Annotated in this window: 23 protein-coding genes, 1 tRNA gene and 2 pseudogenes; 18 read left to right on the top strand and 8 right to left on the bottom strand. The window is 65.6% G+C overall.

Features of this window, described 5'->3' with window-relative positions; genetic code table 11:
• The first annotated feature begins 144 nt into the window (after window positions 1-144).
• Window positions 145-816, top strand: a complete 672-nt coding sequence (locus tag OIE13_RS29695) for a DNA alkylation repair protein (protein WP_326830321.1) — start codon at window positions 145-147, stop codon at window positions 814-816.
• A 233-nt stretch (window positions 817-1,049) separates the two neighbouring features.
• Here OIE13_RS29695 and OIE13_RS29700 read toward each other — a convergent pair whose 3' ends face one another.
• Together OIE13_RS29700 and OIE13_RS29705 are read right to left on the bottom strand one after the other, a co-directional pair.
• A complete protein-coding gene (locus OIE13_RS29700) occupies window positions 1,050-1,673 on the bottom strand; it encodes a DUF6461 domain-containing protein (RefSeq protein ID WP_326646388.1) in 624 nt (207 codons plus the stop codon).
• 42 nt (window positions 1,674-1,715) lie between these two features.
• Window positions 1,716-1,868, bottom strand: a pseudogene (locus OIE13_RS29705) (IS5/IS1182 family transposase); the annotation flags it as partial.
• Between OIE13_RS29705 and OIE13_RS29710 the strand changes: the two are divergent.
• Window positions 1,868-2,358: pseudogene (locus tag OIE13_RS29710) on the top strand (IS5 family transposase); the annotation flags it as partial. The pseudogenes OIE13_RS29705 and OIE13_RS29710 sit on opposite strands and share 1 nt — an antisense overlap.
• 442 nt (window positions 2,359-2,800) lie before the next feature.
• On the opposite strand, the gene OIE13_RS29715 reads toward OIE13_RS29710, so the two are convergent.
• Window positions 2,801-2,873: transfer RNA gene (locus tag OIE13_RS29715), tRNA-Arg, on the bottom strand.
• A gap of 152 nt (window positions 2,874-3,025) precedes the next feature.
• Window positions 3,026-3,589, bottom strand: coding sequence for a hypothetical protein (locus OIE13_RS29720; protein ID WP_326646387.1), 564 nt, complete (start codon window positions 3,587-3,589; stop codon window positions 3,026-3,028).
• 131 nt (window positions 3,590-3,720) lie between these two features.
• Between OIE13_RS29720 and OIE13_RS29725 the strand changes: the two genes are divergently transcribed.
• Together OIE13_RS29725 and OIE13_RS29730 are read left to right on the top strand one after the other, a co-directional pair.
• Entirely contained in the window at window positions 3,721-4,929 is a 1,209-nt protein-coding gene (locus tag OIE13_RS29725) for a sensor histidine kinase (protein ID WP_326829013.1), read from the top strand.
• 123 nt (window positions 4,930-5,052) lie between these two features.
• On the top strand, window positions 5,053-5,688 hold the full coding sequence (locus OIE13_RS29730; RefSeq protein ID WP_326646385.1) for a response regulator transcription factor: 636 nt from the start codon (window positions 5,053-5,055) through the stop codon (window positions 5,686-5,688).
• A gap of 137 nt (window positions 5,689-5,825) precedes the next feature.
• On the opposite strand, the gene OIE13_RS29735 is transcribed toward OIE13_RS29730, so the two are convergent.
• Window positions 5,826-6,290, bottom strand: coding sequence for a MaoC family dehydratase (locus tag OIE13_RS29735; protein ID WP_326829014.1), 465 nt, complete (start codon window positions 6,288-6,290; stop codon window positions 5,826-5,828).
• Window positions 6,291-6,425: 135 nt separating this feature from the next.
• On the opposite strand from OIE13_RS29735, the gene OIE13_RS29740 reads away from it, so the two are divergent.
• Window positions 6,426-7,634: an esterase-like activity of phytase family protein gene (locus OIE13_RS29740; RefSeq protein WP_326646383.1), complete on the top strand. Its 1,209-nt coding sequence runs from the start codon at window positions 6,426-6,428 to the stop codon at window positions 7,632-7,634.
• A 341-nt stretch (window positions 7,635-7,975) separates the two neighbouring features.
• Window positions 7,976-8,413, top strand: a complete 438-nt coding sequence (locus tag OIE13_RS29745; protein ID WP_326829015.1) for a hypothetical protein — start codon at window positions 7,976-7,978, stop codon at window positions 8,411-8,413.
• Between the two features lie 1,535 nt (window positions 8,414-9,948).
• On the opposite strand, the gene OIE13_RS29750 is transcribed toward OIE13_RS29745, so the two are convergent.
• On the bottom strand, window positions 9,949-11,670 hold the full coding sequence (locus tag OIE13_RS29750) for an IS1634 family transposase (RefSeq protein WP_326828440.1): 1,722 nt from the start codon (window positions 11,668-11,670) through the stop codon (window positions 9,949-9,951).
• Between the two features lie 773 nt (window positions 11,671-12,443).
• Between OIE13_RS29750 and OIE13_RS29755 the strand changes: the two genes are divergently transcribed.
• Window positions 12,444-13,082 carry an FMN-binding negative transcriptional regulator gene (locus OIE13_RS29755; RefSeq protein ID WP_326829016.1) on the top strand — a complete coding sequence of 213 codons (639 nt, stop codon included), beginning with the start codon at window positions 12,444-12,446 and terminating at the stop codon, window positions 13,080-13,082.
• Between the two features lie 256 nt (window positions 13,083-13,338).
• A complete protein-coding gene (locus OIE13_RS29760; RefSeq protein ID WP_326829017.1) occupies window positions 13,339-13,749 on the top strand; it encodes a hypothetical protein in 411 nt (136 codons plus the stop codon).
• 335 nt (window positions 13,750-14,084) lie between these two features.
• Here OIE13_RS29760 and OIE13_RS29765 read toward each other — a convergent pair whose 3' ends face one another.
• Entirely contained in the window at window positions 14,085-14,681 is a 597-nt protein-coding gene (locus tag OIE13_RS29765) for a shikimate kinase (RefSeq protein WP_326830322.1), read from the bottom strand.
• 103 nt (window positions 14,682-14,784) lie between these two features.
• On the opposite strand from OIE13_RS29765, the gene OIE13_RS29770 reads away from it, so the two are divergent.
• From OIE13_RS29770 to OIE13_RS29790, 5 genes are all read left to right on the top strand, one after another.
• The gene (locus tag OIE13_RS29770; protein WP_326828440.1) at window positions 14,785-16,506 is read left to right on the top strand and encodes an IS1634 family transposase; all 1,722 of its coding nucleotides are present in this window, start codon (window positions 14,785-14,787) and stop codon (window positions 16,504-16,506) included.
• Between the two features lie 515 nt (window positions 16,507-17,021).
• Complete coding sequence (locus tag OIE13_RS29775) at window positions 17,022-17,861, top strand: helix-turn-helix domain-containing protein (protein ID WP_326829018.1); 840 nt, start codon at window positions 17,022-17,024, stop codon at window positions 17,859-17,861.
• A gap of 96 nt (window positions 17,862-17,957) precedes the next feature.
• Window positions 17,958-18,365, top strand: a complete 408-nt coding sequence (locus tag OIE13_RS29780; RefSeq protein ID WP_326829019.1) for an ATP-binding protein — start codon at window positions 17,958-17,960, stop codon at window positions 18,363-18,365.
• A 412-nt stretch (window positions 18,366-18,777) separates the two neighbouring features.
• Complete coding sequence (locus tag OIE13_RS29785; RefSeq protein WP_326829020.1) at window positions 18,778-19,620, top strand: sigma factor-like helix-turn-helix DNA-binding protein; 843 nt, start codon at window positions 18,778-18,780, stop codon at window positions 19,618-19,620.
• 1 nt (window position 19,621) lies between these two features.
• Window positions 19,622-20,443 carry an integrase gene (locus tag OIE13_RS29790; RefSeq protein WP_326829021.1) on the top strand — a complete coding sequence of 274 codons (822 nt, stop codon included), beginning with the start codon at window positions 19,622-19,624 and terminating at the stop codon, window positions 20,441-20,443.
• 40 nt (window positions 20,444-20,483) lie between these two features.
• On the opposite strand, the gene OIE13_RS29795 is transcribed toward OIE13_RS29790, so the two are convergent.
• A complete protein-coding gene (locus OIE13_RS29795) occupies window positions 20,484-21,059 on the bottom strand; it encodes a hypothetical protein (protein WP_326829022.1) in 576 nt (191 codons plus the stop codon).
• 324 nt (window positions 21,060-21,383) lie between these two features.
• On the opposite strand from OIE13_RS29795, the gene OIE13_RS29800 reads away from it, so the two are divergent.
• The 5 genes from OIE13_RS29800 to OIE13_RS29820 all read left to right on the top strand — a co-directional run bounded on the left by OIE13_RS29800 (window position 21,384) and on the right by OIE13_RS29820 (window position 25,559).
• Window positions 21,384-21,809, top strand: coding sequence for a plasmid replication, integration and excision activator (locus tag OIE13_RS29800; protein ID WP_326829023.1), 426 nt, complete (start codon window positions 21,384-21,386; stop codon window positions 21,807-21,809).
• Window positions 21,806-22,132 carry a hypothetical protein gene (locus OIE13_RS29805; protein ID WP_326829024.1) on the top strand — a complete coding sequence of 109 codons (327 nt, stop codon included), beginning with the start codon at window positions 21,806-21,808 and terminating at the stop codon, window positions 22,130-22,132. The genes OIE13_RS29800 and OIE13_RS29805 overlap by 4 nt, the downstream gene beginning before the upstream one ends.
• Window positions 22,133-22,213: 81 nt before the next feature.
• Complete coding sequence (locus OIE13_RS29810; RefSeq protein WP_326829025.1) at window positions 22,214-23,662, top strand: FtsK/SpoIIIE domain-containing protein; 1,449 nt, start codon at window positions 22,214-22,216, stop codon at window positions 23,660-23,662.
• Entirely contained in the window at window positions 23,662-23,856 is a 195-nt protein-coding gene (locus OIE13_RS29815; protein ID WP_326829026.1) for a hypothetical protein, read from the top strand. The genes OIE13_RS29810 and OIE13_RS29815 overlap by 1 nt, the downstream gene beginning before the upstream one ends.
• The gene (locus OIE13_RS29820; RefSeq protein WP_326829027.1) at window positions 23,853-25,559 is read left to right on the top strand and encodes a replication initiator; all 1,707 of its coding nucleotides are present in this window, start codon (window positions 23,853-23,855) and stop codon (window positions 25,557-25,559) included. The genes OIE13_RS29815 and OIE13_RS29820 overlap by 4 nt, the downstream gene beginning before the upstream one ends.
• Window position 25,560 lies beyond the last annotated feature (1 nt).

Consider the following 25,560-nt stretch of genomic DNA (forward strand, 5'->3'; position numbering starts at 1 on the left):
CCGAGAACTGCTGCAAATTTGTGAAGACGCGGGATTTCGTGTCGGTGGCTGTCGTCGAACCGGCGTGTGCGGCAGGAGGCCGACTTCCGTCGTAGGCTGAATCTCGCACGTGATGGACAGGAGTCTGAGGTGGCCGAGACGACGCTGACCGAGACAGTGGTGGCCGAGGTGGTGGCCGAGCTGGCCGAGCTCGAGGACCCGAAGATACGCGAGGTGAACGAGAAACACGGTGACGATCACGGTGTGAACCTCAGCAAGCTGCGCGCGCTCGCGAAGCGGCTGAAGACGCAGCAGGAACTCGCGTGCCGGCTCTGGAAGACGGATGACACCGCGGCGAGACTGCTGGCGATCCTGATCTGCCGCCCGAAGGCGTTCGAGCGTGACGAGTTGGACGTCATGTTGCGCGAGGCTCGCACACCCAAGGTGCACGATTGGCTCGTGAACTACGTGGTGAAGAAGAACCCGCACTCCGAAGAGCTGCGCCGAGCCTGGTCCGCCGATCCGGATTCAGTGGTCGCGAGTGCCGGCTGGGCGCTGACCACCGAACGCGTGACGAAGAAGCCCGAGGGCCTCGACCTCGCAGGACTGCTCGACGTCATTGAGGCGGAGATGAAAGACGCCCCGGATCGCCTGCAGTGGGCGATGAACCACTGCCTGGCTCAGATCGGGATCGAGCATGCCGAGCACCGCGCCCGTGCAATCGGCATCGGTGAGCGCCTGGAGGTGCTCAAGGCCTACCCGACTTCCCCGGGCTGCACGTCTCCGTTCGCGCCCATCTGGATCACCGAGATGGTGCGCCGACAGCACGATAAGTAGGAAGGTTCGCGCTCACGCTCGTGCCGTCAAGCATCATCCGACGCCAAAGCGTCAAGCATCGTCATATCGCCGATTCGACCTTGGACGACTACGAGGACACGGTGCGGCTCCATCTCAAGCCGGGGCTCGGGCGGCACAAGCTCACCGCGGAGAACGGTGCTCCCGTGGAGCCTGCAGCGGAGCGATCCACCGTCCGCGGCCAACCCGCGGGGGCCATGGACGGTGGGTTCTGCTCACCTCGATCCGGGAACGCCTCCGCACAGGTAGGTGGACTCCTCCAGCAACTGCGGCGTCATCGTGATCCCGGTGAGGCGCTCGGCCAAGAGGAACGCCGGCCCTTCGTGGGGGTCGGCGATCGGGTAGACAGGGGAGTCGATCCGCTCCAGGATCTCTGCGAGTTCGTCCGGCATCTCCTCCGAGTAGCTTTCATGGTGCCTGAACATGAACTGGATCTTCCCGTCTTCGATCCAGTGGGAATAGCCTTCCTGGTACGCGAACTCGAACCGGATCTTTCCGTCGTCGATCCAGTAGAAGTAGTCCATGCCGTCGACGTCGAGGTAGAAGTGGGAGACGAGACGGGTGCCCGCCGACAGCGGCATAATGATCTCTTCGGTGACGCCAAGCCCGCCGTAGGCCTCGACGAGGAGTACCCAGTCTCCAACGGCGACGGCACCGAAGGTTTGCCGCCGGATCAGCTCATCAAGCGTCACGCGAGAGCAGTCTTCAACCCGGACGCCGAGCCGGGTCATCAGTTCCTCAGGCGTCAGGCCGCGGACGTAGGTGAAGCAGTAGGTATCGGCCAGCTCGGGGAAGCGCTCGCGGGAGAACCAGGAGTAGTCGTCAGGGGTCGCGATCATCCCGTCATGCTCGCAGCACCCACCGACACAATAAGAGCCATTTCATCCTGAGTAGCGGCCTTCTTCCACGAGCTGTAGCACAAGGATCGCCTGCACGAGCGCGGTCGCTCGATGCGGGCAACAGCGCAGCCCGGTCAGCACTTTGCAGCCCTTCAAGGTCGCGCCGGCACGCTCACCGATGGCCCGGATACGAGCTGTGGGCGCGGATCGAGCCGTTGTTGCCGAGGGGGGAGCGCCGCTACCGGCATCCCGGGCGTAAGCGGCTCGATGACCGCAAGGCCTTGTGCGGGATCTTGTTCGTGCTCTACACCGCGATCCCGTGGGAGTTCCTGCCCCAGGAGCTGGGCTTCGGCTCGGGGATGACCTGCTGGCGCCGGTTGCGTGACTGGCAGCAGGCCGGGGCCTGGGATCGGCTGCATCAGCTGCTGCTGGCCGAGCTGCACACCGGCGAGCAACTGGACTGGTCCAAGGCGGTGATCGACAGCTCCCACGTGCGGGCGCTCAAGGGCGGCCCAAAACCGGTCCGAGCCCGGTCGACCGCGCCAAAACGGGCTCGAAACACCACGTGATCACCGATGGCAACGGCATCCCGCTGGCCGTGAGCCTGACCGGCGGCAACCGTAACGACGTGCTGCAACTGATGCCGCTGCTCGAGGCGATCCCCCCGGTGCGCGGCAAAGTGGGCACCGGCCCCGGCGGTCGGGGCTTTCACGGCGTACAGGGGCACGTGCTGGCCACCAGCACTATTCAACGAGTGTGGGACAGGGCTCGCCGGGACGCGCTGAGCAAGGAGGAATACGCCTCACCGCTGGCCAAGCGGCCCTATGACCTTCGGCACGCCTGCCTGTCCACCTGGTTGAACGCGGGGGTCTCACCAAAGCAGGTGGCCGAGTGGGCAGGCAACAGCGTGGAGGTCCTGCACCGCACCTACGAGAAGTGCCTCGTAGGGCACGACGAGATCGCCATGCGCCGGATCAGTGACGTTCTGCGCCCCGGAGCACGGGAACCCATTGGGAAAGATCAGCCGGAGACAACCGCCGACAGCCGGACACGGCCAGACACCCGCACCTGATCCAGAACACGAAAAAGCCCAGGTCATCGCGGTGATGACCTGGGCTTTCGCACTGTGCGGCCGGAGGTACTCGAAACCCCAACCTTCTGATCCGTAGTCAGATGCTCTATCCATTGAGCTACGGCCGCTCGCTGCGTAAGCAAGCATAGCGGGTTTTGCGGGGTGCCTCGAACCGGTTAGCCGATCCGTTCGTGATCAAGGGCGACACGAGCCGGGGCCGAGCGGCGTGGCGGGCCTCACGTCATAAGGTCAGGCGGACCGGATGATCTTCAAGTTGAGGTCAGCCGCTGGAGTTGCCCGCGACACCGTTTCTGGCGACCTTCTCCGGGAAGAGCGTGTAGCTCACCGGCCAGAGCACGGCGATCAGCGGAACCTTGAGCGCGCCGGTCATGAAGGCGTTCAGCGCCACCGTCCGCGACGGGTCGTCGACGATGAGGATCAGGCCGAACAGCAGGGCGCAGGCGATGCCGTACGCGAGGACGATCCGGAGCCAGATCCCCCATTCGTACCGGGCCCTGGCCACGCCGCCGGACGGGGGCTTCCAGGGTTCCGGGCCGCCCGCGAAACGGTGGGCGAACCTCGCGTCGGCCCAGGTGATCGTACGGTGGCCGAAGACGATCGAATAGGCGAGGTAGGCGGCGGCCAGCCCGTGGCGCCAGTCCGCCTGGGCGCCGCCGCGCATGTCGATGACGGAGGCGATGAGGAGGACCACGTCGAGCAGCGGGACCGCCAGCAGCAGCGCCGTGCTGAGCCGACGCATGCCCCACAGGTAACGTGAGACGAGCCCCAGTCCCAGCAGGATCCAGAACCCGATCTCGCATCCGATGATGACCGCCAGAACCATGGATTCATCGTCCCAACCCGGTTGGTCTGGGACATCGTCGGAGCTGATGAACCGGTGTACATCCTTTTATGTACCGGCGATCCTCCCGACGCCGCTCCTGCGGACCGTACCGGAATGGTGGGATGAGAGGCATGAGACGAGACGCGCTGGTGGCCGTGGCGTGTTTCGTCGTCGGTCTCCTGCTGCTCGCCGCGAACGCCTACCAGCACCGATGGGCCGCCGCCCCGCTGTTCGTCGGGCCGCTGGCGATCTCATGCGTGGGGGTCCTGGTACGGCGGAGCAGGCCGCTGCTCTCGCTCGGGCTGGGGGTGGTGGCCCTTCTCGGCGACTTCGCCATGGGCCCATCGCTGGGCACGGTCCTGATCGTCACGGACAACCTCTACGCTGGGGTCAGATACGGCCCTCGCGCGCTGGGCAGGTGGATGCTCGGCATCACCTCGGTGGGCGCCGTCGTCATGGGCGTGATCGGCGGGGCCCTCTTCAGGCACTGGTCGGCCGCCGCCGTCTTCCTGGTCCAAGGCGGTCTGGTCGGGATGACCCCCGTCTTCACCGCGATGATCGTAAGACAGCTGGAGGACCAGGCGACGTCCGAGCGAGCGCGGGCCGAACAGGTGGCGCGGCTGGCGGAGCTGGACCGGGCGGCCGCGGTGCAGGCCGAACGGGCCCGGATGGCACGGGAGCTGCACGACATGATCGCGAACCACTTCAGCGCGATCGCCATCCAGTCCACCGCCGTCCTCTCCCGCCGGGACCTGGACGCGCAGACCGTACGGAAGGTGCTGGAGTCGATCAGGGAGAACAGCGTCGAGGGCATGGGCGAGATGCGTGCCATGATCGGGCTGCTCCGGCAGGACGGCGAGGAGCCGGAGGCGACCCGGCGCCGGGTGGCCGAGGCGGAGGAGCTGGCCGAGCGGGCCCGGGAGGCGGGGCTTGACGTGCGGATGCGAGTGGACGGCGATGTCAGGGAGCTGCCCGCCTCGGTCGACCTGGCCGGTTACCGGATCGTCCAGGAGTCGCTGACCAACGCGCTCAGGCACGGCGGCAAGGCCGCCGACGTGGTGATCGGCTACCTGCCGGGGCTGGTCACGCTGACCGTGGACAACCCGGTGGGCGGTGCGAGGCTGGGACCTCCCGGCGCGGGTGCGAGGCTGGGACCTCCCGGCGCGGGTGCGAGGCTGGGACCTCCCGGCGCGGGTGCGAGGCTGGGACCTCCCGGCGCGGGTGCGGGGATCATCGGCATGCGGGAGCGTACGAACCTTGTCGGCGGTGTCTTCGAGGCCGGGCCGCATAATGACGACTGGCGCGTCCGCGCCGAGCTGCCCACCCGGGAGGTCGTGTGAGACTCCTCGTCGGCGGACCGTACGACGACGGCCGGCGTGTCCGTGCCGAGCCGCTCACCCCGGAGCACACGTGACCATCCGAGTCGTCGACGGCCGCACCACACCACCCACCCTGGAGAGCACGTGACCATCCGAGTCCTCGTCGCCGACGATCACGCGGCGGTCCGCACCGGGATCGTCCTCATCCTCGACGGTCACGACGACATCGAAGTCGTCGGCCAGGCCGCCAACGGCGAGCAGGCCGTCTCGATGGCCTCCGAGCTTCGTCCGGACGTGGTGCTGATGGACATCCGGATGCCGAAGCTCGACGGGATCTCCGCGACGCGCGCGCTGAGCGGGATCGCCGACGTGCTGATCCTGACCACCTTCGACATCGACGAGTACGTCTTCGGGGCGCTGCGGGCCGGAGCCGCCGGGTTCCTGTTGAAGAACACCGACGCCGACGCCCTGGTGGACGCGATACGGGTGGTGGCCAGGGGCGATGGGCTCATCGCGCCCTCGGTCACCCGGCGGTTGATCTCGGCCTTCGGCGCGTCGGTCCCCGAGCGCAGGCCGTACGAGGTCGGCGGCCTCACCCCACGCGAGCGCGAGGTGCTGGCCTGCATCGGCCGGGGCCTGTCGAACACGGAGATCTCCGCGGAGCTGGACATGGCGGAGGCGACGACGAAGACCCACGTCAGCCGGCTGCTGAACAAGCTGGGTCTCCGCAGTCGCGTCCAGGCCGCGATCCTGGCTCAGGAGCTCTCCAGGGAGAGGTGACGCGCGTAAGTGCGGATCGGATGCCCTCCGCGGGAGAGGCGACCGCGCGGGTCAGGGGCTCTCCCGCGGAGAGGTGACCACACTGATCAAGGGCTTTCCGGCGGAGCGGCTTCGGGAACGGAGACGGGACGTCCGGGTCAGGAACTCTCCGCCGGAACGTACAGGGAGAGGGTCTCCGCGACGCAGGCGGGCTTGGGCCTGCCCTCGACCTCCACGGTCAGTCGCATGTTCGACAGGTAGCCCGAGGGGATGCCCTTGAGGTCGACGAGTTCGGCGCCGGCTCGGACCCGTGCGCCGACCGGGACCGGCAAGGGGAAGCGGACCTTGTTGAGCCCATAATTGATGCCCATGGCCAGGCCGTCCACCTGGAACAGCTCCACCATGAACGAGGGCAGCAGTGCCAGGCTCAGGTATCCATGGGCTATGGTGCCGCCGAACGGCCCCTGCTCCGCCCTCTCCACATCCACGTGGATCCACTGGTGGTCGCCGGTCGCGTCGGCGAACAGGTTGACCTGATCCTGGGTGATCTCGCGCCACTCGGTGTAGCCGAGATGTTCCCCAACGGCGGTCTTGAACTCGGTGATGTCGGCGAAAATCCTCATGTCTGGAACTTTATTCCGCCGAGGGTGCGGCGAGAAACTTCAAGAGTGTCAACTCGCTCAGCCAGGTCTTTGTTTTCGCGGTACGGTCCGCGACGCAACACCGGCCGTTCACGCGGGTTCCCTAGCGTGCCCACCATGAGACGACGTATGACGATCACCATCGGCGCGGCCGTACTGGCACTGGCGGTGTCCGCACCGGCGGTGGCCGACCCGGGGCAGCCCGGTTCCGACAGGGCCGGCCGCTCCGAATTCGGGCGCGCCACTCTGACCGGGTTCGCCTCCCTGCCCGCGCTGACCTTCGTACCGGGCAGCGAGCAGTCGGGGGCCCAGCTTGGCACGGCCCCGATCAACGGGGTGACCCCGCCGTTCACCGGACAGCCGGTGCAGGGCTTCAGCGGCATCGTGCGGCGGCACGACGGCACCTTCGACGTACTGTCGGACAACGGCTACGGCGGCAAGGCCAACAGCGCCGACTTCCTGCTGCGGGTGCATCGGGTGAAGCCCGACTTCAAGCGCGGCAAGGTGGCGGTGCTCGGCGGGTTCGACCTGAGCGACCCCGACGGACACGTCGGCTGGGCGCTGACCCGGGCGGACCGGAAGCTGACCGGCGCCGACTTCGACGTGGAGTCGATCGTACGGACCTCTGACGGCACCTACTGGATCGGGGACGAGTTCGGCCCGTTCCTGCTGCACTTCTCCACCACGGGCAAGTTGCTTGAGGCACCTGTCCCGCTGCCCGGCGTGAAGGCCCCGGAGAATCCGTCCCTGGGCGGCGAGCAGCCCAACCTGGGACGGAGCAAGGGCTTCGAGGGCATGGCCCGCTCGGTCGACGGCCGCACGCTGTACCCGCTACTGGAAGGCACCGTGACCGGCGACACCGCCGGGACGCTGCGGATGAACGAGTTCGACCTGCGTAAGCGGGCCTACACCGGCAAGCGCTGGACCTACCGGCTGGAGAGCCCCGACAACGCGATCGGCGACATGATCGCGGTCGACCGGCACCGGTTCCTCGTCATCGAGCGCGACAACCTTGAAGGGGACGCGGCCAAGACCAAGCGCATCTACCTGGTGGACATCCGCCACGCGGACCTGCACAAGACCCTCGTCGCCGACCTGCTAGACCTGGCCAACCCGCGCGGCCTGGGTGGGTTCGGGGAGACCTTCCGGTTCCCGTTCCAGACCATCGAGGATGTGGTGATCCTCGACGACCGGACCCTGGGCGTACTCGACGACAACAACTTCCCGTTCTCCGCCGGCCGCACCCCGGGCCGGCCCGACGACAACGAGTTCATCACCGTACATCTGTCGCGCCCGCTCCTGGCCGACCCCCGCGTCTACCGGTAACGGCCCGTGGCCCTGCCTGGTAATGCCGGTAACACCGTCATTACCAGGCAGGTCGTCTCGGTGACCGACGGTGCCTGGCCCCGCCTCGAAGCTTCCCGCCGAGGAACCGGCCTGGAATTCACGGCAACCTCGCCTCTCGTAACATACGAACAACTACGACAAAATCGTAAATAACAATAGATAAACTCCCGTCGGCCCTCACGGTGCTATTTATTTGCTCTGCCTCAACCGTTTCAATGAGCTATCTCACTGTCCGAGGGGTATCTCCTAGCTGCTGCCACTTATGAGGTAGTGAGGGATATCAGATGTTTTCGGAACCAGAAACGAGATGGGGAAATAACGTGCTTCCTCGAAAGAGCAGACGGACACCGGGGCCGATCTCCGGCAGGCGGGTGAGCGTCCTCGCCATCGCGGCAGTCTCCGGCATCCTCATGACGTCGAACCAGGCACCGGCCAACGCCGCCATCGGGCAGGCCCAGGCGCTCGGCTCGATCTCACAGCTGAATGCCGACAGCACTCTCGACGGCCGCCTCTCCCCCTACCCCAACCCCTCCCGCCGACAGTACCGCGAGGACAGGCCTTCGGACAGATGGCGGGGAAGGCCGCACCGCTACCAGGACCGTCCCTACGACCGTTACCGCGGCCACCGGGACGGTAACAACTTCAACGAGAACGCGGGACCCGGGCGGGGGCGCGAGCGCCTCACCCGCTCGGAAAGAATGATGAGAGACCTCCAGAACGACCCGTCATTCCCGGAGATCATCATCCGTGACAAGTGATCCCTGACACCTGGCCTCGACAGTGACACGCCGCCGAGCGAAATCTCTCGGATGACGGTACGGCACGACGAGCAGCAGCGGTCACCCGCGTCGGGGGCGGAAAAGAAGTGTGTGTCGTACCGGTACGCACCGGTACGACACACACTGCCGCCAAAAGCCCGACATTACCGGTGACCACGTCTCCGACCTGCGAGTACATATGTTTCCAGGCAGCGCCGACCTTCGATCACCGGCACCAGGCCACCCCACCCTGCCCTCTCCTTCCCTTGCTTATCGGACATGAAAAGAGCGCTTATAGAGCACTACGACTGAATAATTATTATAAATCTGACTAAACCATAGATGAGACGTAGGTTTTCCTGCACGGTACCGCTTATTTGCTCTTCCCGAACTATGCCTGAGCGCTATCCCCATAAGCCTCGGGTATCTCCTGTTTCGCCGTCACTTCCGTGGCTGCACGACGGATCCGGAAATTTTCGGAATTAGTAACGATATGGGGAAATAACATGCTTCCTCGTAGGAGCAAGTGGGCGCCAGCCCTCTCCGGTAAGCGTGCCGGCGCTTTGGCCGTCGCAGCGATGGCAGGCCTCCTCTCGATCTCGTCGAACCAGGTGCCGGCGAACGCCGCCGCCGACAATGCAAGCCTTCTGTTCGCGCCTTACGGCGACAATGGGGATAGCGGAGGTAGTGGGGGCAAGGCCCGCCTTCAACATTCCGTGCACAGCAGCGAGAAACCCATTCTTCGCCCGTGCCGGTCCTGCGGATGCCGCAGAGGAGGCCGTCACTGCGGATGCCCCGGCGGTCGCGGCTGGGGTCGGGACCGGGACGACGATTGCGGCCGGGGAAACGGACATGACCGTGGCATCGGGAACGGCTTCGACAGGGACCGTGACCGAGACGACGACCTAGATGACCTAGATGACGAGCGGGACGAGCCCAGAGTGATCGACCTCACCACCCCCGGGCCTTCCACCGCAACCAGTTCCACCAATGGCGCAGCCGTAAAAGCAGGGCCCGCGGGACCTCCAGGCGAAGCGGGCCCAGCCGGACCCCCCGGACCAGCAGGACCTCCCGGACCGACAGGACTTGCCGGACCCCCCGGCCCCCCCGGACCGGCAGGCCCCAGGGGGGCGACGGGCCCCGCAGGACCGGCAGGTGGGGTGACCCTGGCAGGACCAGCAGTGCCCGGACCGGCAGGACCCAGAGGCCCAGCAGGACCCCCCGGACCGGCAGGACCCAGAGGCGCGACGGGCCCCGCAGGACCGGCAGGTGGGGTGACCCTGGCGGGGCCCGCCACGCCCACCTCCAGCGGATGCGTCGACCTGACCGGCTCCATGGTCGCCCTGCAACCCGTCTGTGCCGCCACGCCTGCCGGCCTTGCCGGGTACGTCTACTCCGCCATACCTGCCGGCCTTGGCGCCTGCATTCCGCGTAATTCGGAGCGGCTAGAGCTCGAAAATGGCATCTGACCTGGGAAAACATACGGAGACACGCCGAGTGGGCGTGTCTCTAGGAGTTCGAGCACGGGTCCGAGGTCAGAAGGGGGTGGCTAGCTCGATGATCTGCTGAGGCGGGGTGATGCCGAGCTTGGCCAGCAGGTCACGTTGGACCTTGGTGGGCTCGGTGCGCTGACGGAAGCGGCCCGCGGGACCGTGGAAGGTACCGATCTGCAGACGGTTGAGGTGACGGCGGATGCCCATCCAGGTCTCACCGACGGTGTTTTCGATGATGCGGACCAGCAACAGGGCCAGCCAGCACAAGATGACGTGGGCGCGGATACGTTCCTCACGACGGTGGTAGACGGGCCGCAGATCGATGATCGACTTCATGTCACGCCAGCCGCGCTCGACCTCCAGAAGCTGCTTGTAGCCGACCGCGATGTCTTCGGCCGGCAGATGCGGGTCCGAGCAGCGCAGCAGGTACTTGCCGTCCAGGTTGGCCTCGGCGTTGATCGCGCGGGCGTTGATCCGCAGGCGTCCGCCGGGGGTGGTGCGCAGGTAACGGTTCAGCGCGGGCCTGGTGCTGATCTTCCCGCGTAGCTCGGCCCGTTTGATCGCGCTCAGCGTGTCGGAGCCGTCGATCAGCTCATGCAGTTGGGTGATGAGTTGCTCACGGACGTGGGCGTCGCGGGCGGCGGCCTCGGGGTTGTGGCAGATCACGAACCGTTCGTGTTCGCTGACCTTGACCTCTTTGATGCGCATGTTCGCGGCGATGTCGGCGTAGCGGCCCTGCCGCGACAACGCGGTGGTGATCTCAGGGGAGTCTGAGCGGAGTTTTTCGCCGATGATGTAGTGATGATCGCCTTGGCGTAGGTAGCGGCGATTGGCCGCGGAGGCGAATCCCCTGTCGGCCACCCACACAATTTTGGACAGGGTCCAGTCCCGCATGTCGTCCTTGACCTGCCGGATCAACGCTGAATCGGAGGTGTTGCCGGGCCATGACCATACCCGGACCGGGATGCCGGAGCGGGTGACGGCCATGCCGATGACGATCTGCGGCAGGTCATCGCGGGAGTCCTTGGACTTGCCGTAGGTGCGAAACCCGGTCCTGTCCTGCTCGTCGTTGAACTCGGATTCGGATTCGGCTCCGGGAAGGGGCAGGCCGCGCTCGTCACGAGCAATCGGCTCGTCGGCCTCGTCGAGTTCGAAGTAGGTGCTGGTGGTGTCGAAGAACAGCAGGTCCACCTCCAGATTGAGCAGGTTGGCGACCTGGTTGTAGACCTCGGCCTCCATTCGTTCGCGGACGTCGTGCAGCCAGTCCATGGCCCGGTAGCAGGCGTCGTCGCTGGTGGCTGCCAGGCCGTCGATGTGCACGTCGTTGCTGATCCAGTCGGCGGCGGCCAGTTTGGACGACGGCGCCAGGGCGCGGTTGGCGACCAGGGCGAACAACACCCGCTCGGCCGAGATGTCACGGGGCCGGCCGCGGCGGCCCTGCAGGAGCCGGATGAGGATCTGGTCGATGCCCAGTCGGTGCCATATCCGGTCCAGTGCGTAGGTGCCGCCGTAAGGGCGTGATTCTAGGAACGCCAGGTCCGAAGGTGTGGTGGTGGTCAGTGCTTCGGCCGGGTTCAGCAGGTTGGATAGAGACGCGACCAGCCGGGTGATCGCGGCCCGGTCGAGTCGGTCTTCCCGGCCGAAGCTGTGCAGGATTTTGGGCACGGAGCGGCCTGCGACCGGGTCCCACTCGTTGTGGGCCAGGTGCAGGTAGCGGACAGCCGTGCCGTTCTTGGTCTTCCGGCTGGTGGTCTTCACATACATCGTCTCTAGACGATACCCGCCCAAACCGGGATCTAACGGGGCAATTCACGTGGGCGTTTCTCTAGGCGATTTCGGGCTCCGACTCTAGCCTCACCCTTCTGAGCTGGAAGTTCATCCGTTCGGAGTCTCCAGTAGCCGCGAATTACGCGGAACTCAGGTGGCGGACACGTTTACTCCGCCGCACCGGTCAACCTCGCCGGATCCATCTGCACCACCGGTGCTATGAGCCTTGTCAGCTCGTACGAGGCCGTCGGGTGCGTGTAGCCCGCGGCGAAGAGGCCTGCTTCTGCGGCATTCGCAGGCCAGCGGCCGCAACCCGGCGTAGTACGGGCACGAGCTCCTGGAACCCGTGCGATGCCGGGTCGCACTGTCCCCGGGCCGGATGACAACGATTCAAGAGGAGGGTGGGCTGCCGTACCCGGTGTCACTCAGACACGGCAGCCCACTCAGCTTTAAAGATCAAAAAGGCCCTCTCCCGAAATCTGGGAGAGGGCCTCTGTACTGCGGAGGCTCGGGGATTTGAACCCCGGATGGGCGGTAAACCCAAACCGCATTAGCAGCTCTGATCTTGCCCGTCCCGATCAGTCCCACTTGGACCAACAGGGCTCGACGGTCCGCCTGGAACGAGGCTGTACGGCGCTGAATTGCAACTAGAACTGCAACTAGGCGGTGTCCATTGATGAGGGGCGAGTCTGAAGCAAACCCCGCCTGGGGGCGTCTCACGTTCTGGAATGCGATTGCGAGCGCTGTCACATAAATGTACGGTCAACTGTATGATCATTCATCCTTGGGACGCTGCGGAGGAGCGGGAGGCGCTCGCCTTCGTACGGAACAATGAGTTCGGGCATCTGATCGCCGCGGGCCGGGACCGGGACGTTCCCGTGGTGGTCCCCACTCAGTTCCTGCTCGCGGATGACCGAACCGTGCTGCTGCACCTCGCCCGCCCCAATCCCATCTGGCGGGCGATCGAGGAGAACCCCGCCGTCATGCTGTCGATTGCAGGGGGCTGGGCATACGCACCCGGCAGCTGGCGTGGCCCCGCACGCGGCGGCGACCCCGCCTACGGAATTCCGACCACGTACTACGCCGCCGTCCAACTCGTTGGGGACGCTCAGATCATCAAGGACGACGTCGGCAAAGCAGAGATCCTGCGGGCGCAGATCGGCCGGCACGAACCTGACGGAGGATTGGTGGATCCCCGCGAACACGCCCGGCACCTCCCTGGAATCCAAGGACTGCGGATCGCCATCCGGCAGGTCAGAGGAAAGTTCAAGTACGACGGGCATCTCGACGTCTCGGCCAGAAACTATCTAGCTGACCGCCTCGCTGAACGCGCCGGGCCAGGTGATGCAGCCGCTTGCATTCATCTGCGTTCCGCACGAACGGAAGCCGGTAGGGTGCCGTCGCCTTAGGAACCGGGAAACGTCGGGGCTTCCCCGGTGGGGATCTCTTCCTTATCAGGACCATCCCAGCCGTAATCAGGAGCTCGCGGCCTGCCCTCCGTCGGTGCTAGGCGTGTGTGATCGTAAGCGGTTGTGTGGCTCTGTTGCAGTACTCGTTGCAGTAGGAAACCTCTCGGGTCGGACACCCCTCGGTCTGCGAACCTTCGGTTCCGCGAGGTGTGAAATCCGAGAAGACAGTCAGTACCGTTTGCGGCAAGATCCTCGTATGGGACGTGACCTGGTAGAGCTGCATATCCGTGGCGGAGACCTCGCCTACTCCGGATCTTGGATCTATGTTTGGCTGCTCGAAGGCCACGTGATCTACGTAGGCACTACCGGCCTTCCCCCAGAAGTCAGGACCTGGCTGCATCTCCACGACCCCAATCCCGATATCGGCCGTGTGAAGGCCCGCTATCCAGGGCTCGGGGCCGACTCACTCGATGTGATCGCCTTCCGGCTACCCGATTCCATGCCGCGCTCGGAAATCAAGGCCACGGTGATCGCCCACCTCAGCGCCATAGGACTTCTCTCTGAGCACTATGTGGGCGATCCGCCGCAAAACAAGTCCATCGGGGACGAACTGTCTCCCCTGTTACTTCTGATCACTAATCGGATCGGTCAGTCTGAGGCCCGATGATCCGGGGCGCCTAATGCGCGCTGTCAGCTTGGGAAGTCTCTATCGCATCTGGTCGCTGAGCTGGGGAGACGCTGACCTGCGGGGGAGTGCTTCGACTGCCCGTGATTCCCCGTGAGTCCCCCTTGATCGCTCTCCTGACGGGCACGCAACGAGCACGCAAGGGATAAGGGAACGCTCGCGCCTTCGTCGCTCGGGTGCTCGGTGGGCCGGGGCTGAGGAACGAAGTTCCGGACCGTCGATCGCCCCCGACCCTGTACGGAGAGCAGCCATCGCCGGGCGATCGTCAGGGCGGTATCGGTGTGACAGGAGTTTGGTTCCATCCGGGTCGCTTGAGATCAGTCGCATACGGCTATGAGGCGACCGATGCTCTGCTCAGGTTCTTCTCCCTCGGTGTAAAGCACTGTCGTCGCGAGAGCATGATTTCCCGGGTCGTGCACCCACTGGTGGAGGAAGTCATGCCCGTCCCTGCTGATCCAATCGGTTCCCTTCGTGGCGAGACTGCGCTGCCGCAGAGCCTGGACAGATCGTTCGCCGTCAGGGGAAGGCAACACAAGCACCACATGGTTGACAGGGCGAAGCGCATCGCGAACATGATCGAACAGCTCAGGTTGCGTGTAATGGCTGTGGCCGGCCCCCAAGGAAACGACCATGCCCGGGTGGTCAGCGACAACGCGTTTCACGGCATGAGCACGCGCAGGTTCCCACTCTTGCTCGGCTGCGAGCCGGCCAACGGCCTGGATCCGGTCGCGCAGCTTGTCCATGGTCCATCCCACCTCGGCGTAATAGGTCTCGCCGAGTGCGTCAATGTCGACGAAGATCCTGCCTGTCGCCGCGGCCAGCCCGTCACCAGGCGTGCTCTTTCCTGCTGCGGCCGGGCCCTGAGTTCCGCGTAATTCGCGGCTACTGGAGACTCCGAACGGATGAACTTCCAGCTCAGAAGGGTGAGGCTAGAGTCGGAGCCCGAAATCGCCTAGAGAAACGCCCACGTGAATTGCCCCGTTAGATCCCGGTTTGGGCGGGTATCGTCTAGAGACGATGTATGTGAAGACCACCAGCCGGAAGACCAAGAACGGCACGGCTGTCCGCTACCTGCACCTGGCCCACAACGAGTGGGACCCGGTCGCAGGCCGCTCCGTGCCCAAAATCCTGCACAGCTTCGGCCGGGAAGACCGACTCGACCGGGCCGCGATCACCCGGCTGGTCGCGTCTCTATCCAACCTGCTGAACCCGGCCGAAGCACTGACCACCACCACACCTTCGGACCTGGCGTTCCTAGAATCACGCCCTTACGGCGGCACCTACGCACTGGACCGGATATGGCACCGACTGGGCATCGACCAGATCCTCATCCGGCTCCTGCAGGGCCGCCGCGGCCGGCCCCGTGACATCTCGGCCGAGCGGGTGTTGTTCGCCCTGGTCGCCAACCGCGCCCTGGCGCCGTCGTCCAAACTGGCCGCCGCCGACTGGATCAGCAACGACGTGCACATCGACGGCCTGGCAGCCACCAGCGACGACGCCTGCTACCGGGCCATGGACTGGCTGCACGACGTCCGCGAACGAATGGAGGCCGAGGTCTACAACCAGGTCGCCAACCTGCTCAATCTGGAGGTGGACCTGCTGTTCTTCGACACCACCAGCACCTACTTCGAACTCGACGAGGCCGACGAGCCGATTGCTCGTGACGAGCGCGGCCTGCCCCTTCCCGGAGCCGAATCCGAATCCGAGTTCAACGACGAGCAGGACAGGACCGGGTTTCGCACCTACGGCAAGTCCAAGGACTCCCGCGATGACCTGCCGCAGATCGTCATCGGCATGGCCGTCACCCGCTCCGGCATCCCGGTCCGGGTATGGTCATGGCCCGGCAACACCTCCGATTCAGCGTTGATCCGGCAGGTCAAGGACGACATGCGGGACTGGACCCTGTCCAAAATTGTGTGGGTGGCCGACAGGGGATTCGCCTCCGCGGCCAATCGCCGCTACCTACGCCAAGGCGATCATCACTACATCATCGGCGAAAAACTCCGCTCAGACTCCCCTGAGATCACCACCGCGTTGTCGCGGCAGGGCCGCTACGCCGACATCGCCGCGAACATGCGCATCAAAGAGGTCAAGGTCAGCGAACACGAACGGTTCGTGATCTGCCACAACCCCGAGGCCGCCGCCCGCGACGCCCACGTCCGTGAGCAACTCATCACCCAACTGCATGAGCTGATCGACGGCTCCGACACGCTGAGCGCGATCAAACGGGCCGAGCTACGCGGGAAGATCAGCACCAGGCCCGCGCTGAACCGTTACCTGCGCACCACCCCCGGCGGACGCCTGCGGATCAACGCCCGCGCGATCAACGCCGAGGCCAACCTGGACGGCAAGTACCTGCTGCGCTGCTCGGACCCGCATCTGCCGGCCGAAGACATCGCGGTCGGCTACAAGCAGCTTCTGGAGGTCGAGCGCGGCTGGCGTGACATGAAGTCGATCATCGATCTGCGGCCCGTCTACCACCGTCGTGAGGAACGTATCCGCGCCCACGTCATCTTGTGCTGGCTGGCCCTGTTGCTGGTCCGCATCATCGAAAACACCGTCGGTGAGACCTGGATGGGCATCCGCCGTCACCTCAACCGTCTGCAGATCGGTACCTTCCACGGTCCCGCGGGCCGCTTCCGTCAGCGCACCGAGCCCACCAAGGTCCAACGTGACCTGCTGGCCAAGCTCGGCATCACCCCGCCTCAGCAGATCATCGAGCTAGCCACCCCCTTCTGACCTCGGACCCGTGCTCGAACTCCTAGAGACACGCCCACTCGGCGTGTCTCCGTATGTTTTCCCAGGTCAGATGCCATTTTCGAGCTCTAGCCGCTCCGAATTACGCGGAATGCAGGCGGGCCAATGAGAACCATCCACGGGGCTGTATGCATTCATGCATTCTCGTCCTGCTTGGCCGTGCATACGACTGCGATTTCGACCTGAGGAACGAGGGCACCGGGACACCGATCGTTCTCTGATCGGAGATCAGGCGGATCGTGGGGGGCGGCATCTGGGCGGCGGCGCGGCCCTGGTGCGGCGAGCGATGGTTAGGTACGGCGTGCGGGCAGTGCGGTGGGCGGCCCGATTCTCGCCGCCGTTCGGGACCGGCGCCCACGCCGCACGCCCGGACGGCGGGCGGGTGGAGGGCCGTGCGGCGGCGCGCCGCGCCGCCGTCTTGATACCTATGAGAACAATTCGGCAGTGATCCGGGATGAGCGACGCTCGATGCGTGAGCGGCTGGTAGAACGCTGGGTGTGGAGGATCGACGGGATCGCCTTCGGGCGCTGGGCGAGTTGCTGCGTCGGCTACGTAAGGACGCCGGGCTGACCGGTAAAGATCTGGCGTTGCGGGCTGGAGTGGCTCAGCCGACGATCTCGCGGATCGAAACGGGGCAGCTCCTTCCGGTCCCGGAGACGGTTGATCGGCTCGTTGAAGCGCTGGACCTGGACGACGTAGGCCGCGGAGAGCTGGACGCTCTGCTCATACGGCTACGCGATGAGGTCTCCCGCCTCAAGGGTGGGCTTGCCGGCCGGGAGGCGGCCAATGCTGCCCGGCTCCGATCGGCTCAGCGGGTGGTGTCATTTCAATCGGCAATGATCCCGGCATTGCTCCAGACGGCGGAGTACGCGCGGCTCACCTTGGCCTTCGGTCGGGATGTCGACGAGGAGGATGCGGCGAAGGCTGCGGCGGTCCGGGTGGAGGCGCAAGCCGTCCTGTTCAAGTCGGGGCGTGAGTTCTCCTTCGTGCTGACGGAGGGGGCGGTTCGGACGTGGCCAGGATCGCCGGCGTTGATGCGGGCACAGCTTGATCGATTGCTTCAGGTCTCGACGCTTCCCCATGTGGGGCTTGGGATAGTGCCGTGGTCGGTGGAGGCTCCGGGGTTCCCGCTGCACGGGTTCACGATCTATGACGGGTCGGTGAGCGTGGTGGAGAGCCTGACCGGTGATCTCACGCTGAGCGAGCCAGAAGAAATCGCGACACACGGGGAGACCTTCGAGGCGTTCGCCGCGGCCGCCATGTATGGCGATGGACTGCGGGATTTTCTGGGGCGGATCGGGATGGAGTATCAGGAGTTGGCGGCTCGCCTCGAATAAGTGACGTATTTATGCGTCGAATACCTTGAGTGCCTCCTAGGTTCACTCATACGCTGGCGGAGTGGATGTATAGCCCCCTAGACATCGGAGGCCACCGTGTCGCTCCCCCGCATCTCCCGCACCTTCCTCGGCTCCCCCCGATCGATCGTTGAAGCTCGCCGCTTCGTCACCGCCATGCTGAACGGCTGGCCGGAAGCCGAAGACGCCGAACTGATCGTCAGCGAGCTGGCCACCAATGCCGTCCGGCATTCCGAGAGCGGTCGATTCGGAGGCCGGTTCACCGTGTCGATCCATGCGGAAGCCGATCGGCTCTGGCTCGGCGTCCTGGACGAAGGCGGCCCTCGCTCCCCTCGGGCCTTCCCGCCCCATACGGACGGGGAAGACGGGCGAGGGCTCATGCTGGTCACCGAACTCGCGGCGAGCTGGGGCGTGACCGGCGACGACAAGGGCCGCGTGGTGTGGGCCGTCCTGGACGTGCTTCCCCAGCCGGCGGTACGGCAATGAGCTGCCTGGCCGCTCACGTTCCGGTCCCCCAATCCGATCACGCCCGGCTTGCCTGGATGGACCCGCGACTCGGTGAACGGTGCCGAGTGATTGCCTGGACCTGCCACTGTCGCTCGGTCGTCTATGAGCTGTGCGCCTCGGGCGGTCAGGTCTTCCTTCGCCGAACCCTGCAGGGAACGCCCTGCACCGTTCAGGAAACCGGCCGGACCCGCATGGCCGAAGGTCACGAGCTGTGGGCGGCGGTGCTGACGGGTCGCGCTCGATGACCAGGGGAGTACCGAGGCGACGTTCGGCGATCCGGGCAGTGAGCCTGAAAACAGGCGAAACCCTTAAGTCCGTACTGTCGAGGGGGATAGACGGCATTTCGTCTAGGGGTCTAGACTCGGCGGAGCACCACCGAAAGGGAACCACCGTGCCACCGAGTGACCTTGAGCGGATCGCCGCCATCGACGACCCGTACCTGTTGATCCGAACCGCAACCGAACGGCTAAGCGCCGCACAACAGGAGGTCACCGAGCTGGCCCGGCTACGGCGTCGAGTGATCCAAGAACTGCACGCCCAAGGCGTCTCCTACGCGCAGATCGCCGAACAAGCCGGACTCTCACGCGGGCGCATTCACCAGATCAAGCACACCGGACCGGCCCCGGAGGGTGCGTTCCTCGGCACGGGCATGGTGACCGTGGTCACCCCCCTGCGGCTCGACCCCGAAAAGAAACGACCCGTCCTCGCCCTGGACGACATGCGCTCAGGTCAACGCCTGGAAGAACTCGCCAAGTCCTTCGGACTCGCCATCGCCTCAGACAACGTCACCATCGACGGGCAGATCAACCTCAACCGGCCCAACCTCGTGGTCGTCTGCGGCCCCCGCATGTCCGAAGCGATGCACACGGCCTACGACACCGACCCCGTCATCCGGTGGGAACGCGATGACCTCGGCTGGCTCCTGCGCGACACCCGCACCGGTGTCGCTTACCGCTCGGGCACCCAGGTCGTCCCCGAGCAACCGACAGACTCCGCATACCTCGGCCGGCTCCCCCGCCCGGACGGCAACGGCACCTTCCTGGCCATCGCCGGAATCCGCACCAACGGCTCCCTCGGCGTGGTGGACCTGCTCACCTCCGAGATCGCCACGATCTGGGGACAGGTCGGAGACCAGCGCTTCTCCACCGTGGTCAGCGTGGAATACGACCCCGACAGCGGGGAACCGACTCGAACCAAACTTGCCAGTCCGCTCTATCGACACCAGGACGACTGACATGCGGCTCACCCTCGCCACCGAACCCGCCTATCCCGACCGGCCCAACGAAGACTTCATCGGCGCCACCCCTGATGCCGTCGTTCTCCTGGACGGCGCCGGCACCCCTGCGGATCTGGAATCAGGCTGCTCCCACGGCGTCGCCTGGTACTCACACACCCTCGGCTCGACTCTCCTCGCCGGGGTGACCCAAAGCACCGACTCCTTGACCACGATCCTCGCCAGCGGCATCAAGGCCACGGCCTCGATGCATGACTTCTGCTGCGACCTCTCCCATCCCGGCTCACCCTCGGCCACCGTAATCATGCTCCGCCGTACGGCCGACACCCTGGACTGGCTCGTGCTGGCCGACTCCGTGCTCGTCCTCGACCTCCTCGCCGCCGACCCCATGGTCATCTGCGATGAGAGGGAAGCCCTGACCGGTAACCGCTACCGGGGACCGATGAACGCCGCTGCCGGGGGGAGCCCGGAACACCTCCAGGCCCTGAGCCGCTACATGGAGGCCATGCGCGCACACCGCAACGTCGACGGGGGATTCTGGGTAGCCTCGGTCGATCCCCTGGCCGCAGAACAGGCATTGACCGGAACAGTGCCGGCCGACCGGGTACGCGCCGCCGCGATCCTGAGCGACGGAGCATCCCGACTCGTCGACCGATTCGGCCTGGCCACCTGGCGACAGGCCCTTAACCTCCTCGACACCTCCGGCCCCGAAGAACTCATCACCCAGGTCCGCAAGGCCGAACACAGCGATCCGAACGGCATCCGGTGGCAACGCGGCAAGATCTACGATGACGCCACCGCTGCCCTGTGGAGGTTTCGCTAGCCCGCTTGCCAGTTGGGAGGTGAGTGACGCGATCTGACTTTCACAGATTGACGCGCAATTCCGGAGACAGGCGAGCCGCACGTCGATCCACTGAAGGCTGCATCTTCGTCAGCAGCCAGTAGATTCCTCGCAGCCGACTGCTCTGTGCCCGTTCATGGTCCAGCATCGCGAACACCGTTTCCTTGCCGCACACGTCGGCGACTTTCCGGTCGCAGGCATAGATGTATCGCCTGGTTCGCAAAATCGCGTATGCAGCCAAACAGGTCAGCAGGCAGATCTCCATCACCAACGGTGGTGAGTCCTCGACGAAGGAGAACGCCAGGCCGATGCCAACACCCACGGCCATGATCACCAAGAAGTGAAACATCGTCATCAACAACACCTTCCCGCTCGATCCCCTCCGTTCAAAGGCCGCGATGAGGAAGGCCGAGGCGGCGTGCTGGACGGCTTCTGGCAGGTCCTTGAACGCAGGGCCGATCACGATCTGACGGCCACCCGTCTGTTTGACCATGCACTCGACCCCCTGCGGGGTCTTCCCCTGAACGACACCGGGCGACTCGATACCGAACTTCTCGCTGAGCTCCACGATGTGATGGCGTATTTCGTCAATGTCCACGCACGACATCGTGGCCAGCAAAGATCTCAATGGCGTCACCGGCAGACTCGGCGGCATCGCCCCGAACGGATCGAACCCATGAGATCGACATCACACGCACGGGTGTAGTCGCCTCCTACGTGACCCACCCAATGGGCTAGCTAGGACGCCGCGAAAGCTCCGATTCGCGCCCATGGACAGGGGCTCCGTTTCGGGCGACACATCGTCCACCCCCCTAGACAGTCTGGCGATCGGCCTTTATCTTCTTCTGTAGAGCCCCCTAGACAGTCCTTCGGAGGCCAATGACCGCCACTGTCTAGTGGGGTAGACGAAAGGAAGAACACCATGGCCATCCAAGGCCCCATCCCGATCAACTTTCACCAGGTCTTCCCGCACGGCTGCTTCATCGTCGGCGAGGTCGAGCAGGTCAAGGACTTCGACGCCTCCAACAACGGACGCACCGTCTACGCCAAGGACAAGAACACCGGCGAACTCATCTGGCAGGTCGCCGTCATGGACGCCGACCCCACCGTCAAAGCCGGACAGAAGACCGTCTCGGTCAAAATCCTGTCCCCGGTTCAGCCGATCGTCCCGGCTGCACTGCCCGGCCTGCCGTTCGTACCGGTCGAGTTCGACGGCATGACCGCCACCGCCTACGTCGGCCAGAACACCGGCCGACTGGCCTGGTCCATCCGCGCAACGGCGATGCACCCTCCCCGCTCGACCGCGGTTCCGATCAAGGCCTCGAACGGTAAGGACGTGGCCGCGTGAGAGAGCACCTGCCCTACACCCGCGCCGTGGTGACCCTGGATGAGGACGGCACCCGGCTCGACACCTCCTTCCGCACTCCCTACCTATCGGTCAGCGCGCTGGGCGCCGAAGGGGAGCGGCCGTTCCTGCACCTGTCCTCACCGCAGGCACAGGTAGTCATCTCCACCACCGGCGGCGGGCCGGTCACCGAACAGGACATCACCCTCGCCCGGCAGATCGCCGACGCCGCCACGCGCTACCTGGCCGACTGCGAGCGCATCCACACCGAACAATCCACCAACCCCAACCAGGCCGGCGAGTCCGAGCAGGGCAAGGCGGCCTGACATGAAGCGGGGCCGCTGGAACTGGCATTCCGGCGGCCCCTCGGTCTCCCCAGACGCGAATCAAGAGAGGGCTCAAGCCTAATGTTCAAAAAACTGCCCGGCGACGAGGCGCGCACCCTCGTCACCACCACCCCCGACACCGCCATCGTCTTCCGCCCGGCCGTGGTTCGAACCCCGGCCATCTTCACCATCACCATCTTCTTGTGGCGGCTGCTGACCGGAATCGTCCGGCTCCTCTGGCGTCACCCGATCGCCGTGACCGTGCTCGCCATTCCCACGGTTCTCGGCGCCTTGTACGGCTGGCGCGTCGCCTTGATCACGGTCACCGTTGCCGTTTCGATCCTGGCTCCGTGGTTGTTCTTCGATCGGGCCTCGTTCAACCGCTGGATGGGCTGGCGACTGCTGGCCTGGTGGCGGCTGGTGTGGATCTACCGGCGGCACTGGCAACCGGTAATGGTCATCTCCGGACTCGGCCGGAACCTGCACGGCCGGGACTACCTGCCCCGCCTCGCCGGTGTCACCTGCACCTCGTGGGCCGACCTGGTCACGGTGAAGATGCTCACCGGCCAATCAGTCAAGGACTGGACCGACCGCATCGAGCACCTGGCCCACGGGTTCGGCGCTACCTCGTGCCGAGTGACCATCGCCCGGTCAGGCCGTCTGCTGCTGTCCTTTCCCCGGCGTGACCCGCTGGCCGTCCCCTTACCAGCGTTGCCGATTCCGGAGGTGGTCTCGGTCGGGCCGGTCGAAATCGGCAAGTGTGAGGACGGCACTCCGTGGCGGCTCAAGGTCCACGGCACCCATGTCCTGGTGGCCGGCGCCACCGGGGCGGGCAAGGGCTCGATCATCTGGTCGGTCATCCGGGGCCTGTTGCCTGCGGTGCGGGCGGGTCTGGTCCAGGTCTGGGCGCTGGATCCCAAGCGAATGGAGCTGTCCTTCGGACGCGACCTGTTCGGCGATCACTACGCCGCCAGTCCGGCGGCCTGCACCGATCTGCTGGAAGCGGCGGTGAAGATCATGCAGGAACGAGCCGATCGGTTCGCCGGAATTCAGCGCAACCACACGCCCACCCTCGACGACCCGTTCGTCCTGGTGGTGGTCGACGAGGTGGCGTTCCTGACCGCCTACCAGGCTGACAAGGGCCTCAAGCTGCGCATCTCGGCGGCCCTGGCAACGCTGACCACCCAGGGCCGTGCGGTCGGGTTCGGCGTGATGGCGGCACTCCAGGACCCGCGCAAGGAGGTCATGAACGTCCGCAATCTGTTCCCCGACAAGATCGCGCTCCGCCTCGATGAGTCCGAGCAGGTGGACATGGTCCTCGGCGACGGCGCACGGGATCGCGGGGCACTGGCCGATCACATCTCCCCGGTTCCAGCGCAGGGAGCGGGCATCGGCTACGTCCGTCTGGAGACCTCGCCCGATCCCATCCGCGCCCGTGCCGGCTACGTCTCCGATGCCGACATCCGCGCCATGGTCGCCACCTTCACCGCGGACACGCTGCCCTTGCCGCTGACGGGTGAGGGGGCCTGATGAAGATCATCATTCAGGGCACCCTCGCTGAGATCGACGCGATCCCGTTCCGCCTCCTCGGCACCCTGACCGACTCCCCGGCGCGCTTTGAGCTGGTGCTCTCCAACCTGATCAACATCCGGCTGCGCCGCGACCCCTACAGCGCCTCTTACCGGTTCACCGCCGACGTGCTGGAGCGAGAGGAGGACATGTGACCGACACCCCCACCTCCCCGCTCATCCCCGCGCCGCATGGCTCCGACCGCACCTTGCCCCGCCTCGTCCGTGACACCCTGCCCTTCGCCCTGGACGTCGCGGTGGAAGTCGCCAAGAACAACGGCGTCTGCATCCGCCCCATCGAACTGCGGCGCCTCGACACCCACACCGGCATCACCGAGTCGTTCAACATCCCCTGCGGCGCCACCCAGGAAGCCAAGTGCCCGCCATGTGCTCAGCGCAACAAGCAACTCCGCAAAGCCCAGTGCCGAGAGGGCTGGCACCTGGAGGCCGAACCGATCGCCGAACCCCACCCCTCCACCGAAGACCAGCAATGGCTGATCGAGTTCCGGGCCGACGTCCAAGCCAAGCGCGATGAGGCCGAGAGGGACGGGGAAGCCACCCTCGACTGGGACGAGGCCATCATGGGCATCGACGCAGAGATCAACGCTGCGGGGATGCGGGGCAACGTCCTGGGCGGCCGGTCGACTCCCAAGCGCTCGCGCTCGACGAGGCGGCGCCAGGATGCGCCGGACCTGCCCAAGCGGGCCAAGCAGGACACCACCCTCGGGCGGACCTTCATCGCCTCCGATGGCAAGGTCTACCGGCCGTCGCTGTTCGTCACGCTGACCCTGCCTTCCTACGGGCGCGTGCACAACGGCGTCCCGGTTAACCCGGCCAGCTATGACTACGCGGCGGCGGCTCGGGACGCGCTGCACTTCTCCAAGCTCGTCGACCGGTTCGTGCAGAACCTTCGCCGGGTGGCCGGCTACGACGTGCAGTACTTCGCCTCCGTCGAACCCCAAAAACGGCTCGCCCCACATCTACACATGGCCATCCGCGGCACCATGCCCCGCGCGGAGGTCAAGGCGATCGCCGCCGCGACCTACCACCAGGTGTGGTGGCCATCGGTCGATGAAGTCCGCTTCGACGGTGACCACCTGCCGGTCTGGAGCGAGCGGGCCGAACGCGCTGAGCCCTACCCGGACGGACAGGCCGGCGACTACCTCGACCCGGCCACCGGGGAGCTGCTGCCCACCTGGGACGAGGCACTCGACCAGCTCGACCAGGACGAGGCGGCCGAACCTCTGCACGTGGCGCGCTTCGGTGCTCAGGTCGACGTTCAGGGAGTGCTCGCCGGGTCTCCCGACGCTGACCAGTGCCTCATCTATCTGTCCAAGTACCTGACCAAGAACCTCGGCGACCCCCTCGACCCCGACGACGTCAGCAACCACGCCCGTCGCGACCACGCCATACGGATGATCGAGGCGCTGCGCTACGAACCCTGCTCACCGACGTGCGCGAACTGGCTCCGCTACGGAATCCAGCCCAAGGGCGCCAAGGCGGGCATGCTGTCGGGCCGGTGCAAGGGCAAAGCGCACAAGGCCGAACACCTCGGCTACGCGGGACGTCGCGTCCTGGTCTCACGTAAGTGGTCCAACAAGACCCTGCGCGAACACAAGCAGGACCGGCGGGCCTGGGTGCTCGACATGCTCGGCCTTCCCGACGACGCGGTGACCGACCCGCACCGTTACGTCTGGCGGCCGGTCTCCTCCAAGGATCCCAACCGCACCCCGCTGGCCAAACGGCTGCTGCGCGAGGTCGCCAACCGCCGGCGCACCCGCGCACGCCTGATCGAACTCCAAGCCAGAGCAGACGGACGACCCATCGAAGATCTTTCAGTAATCGGAGAGGCGGCCTGAC

This window comes from Streptosporangium sp. NBC_01810 (assembly GCF_035917355.1).
GTDB lineage: Bacteria > Actinomycetota > Actinomycetes > Streptosporangiales > Streptosporangiaceae > Streptosporangium.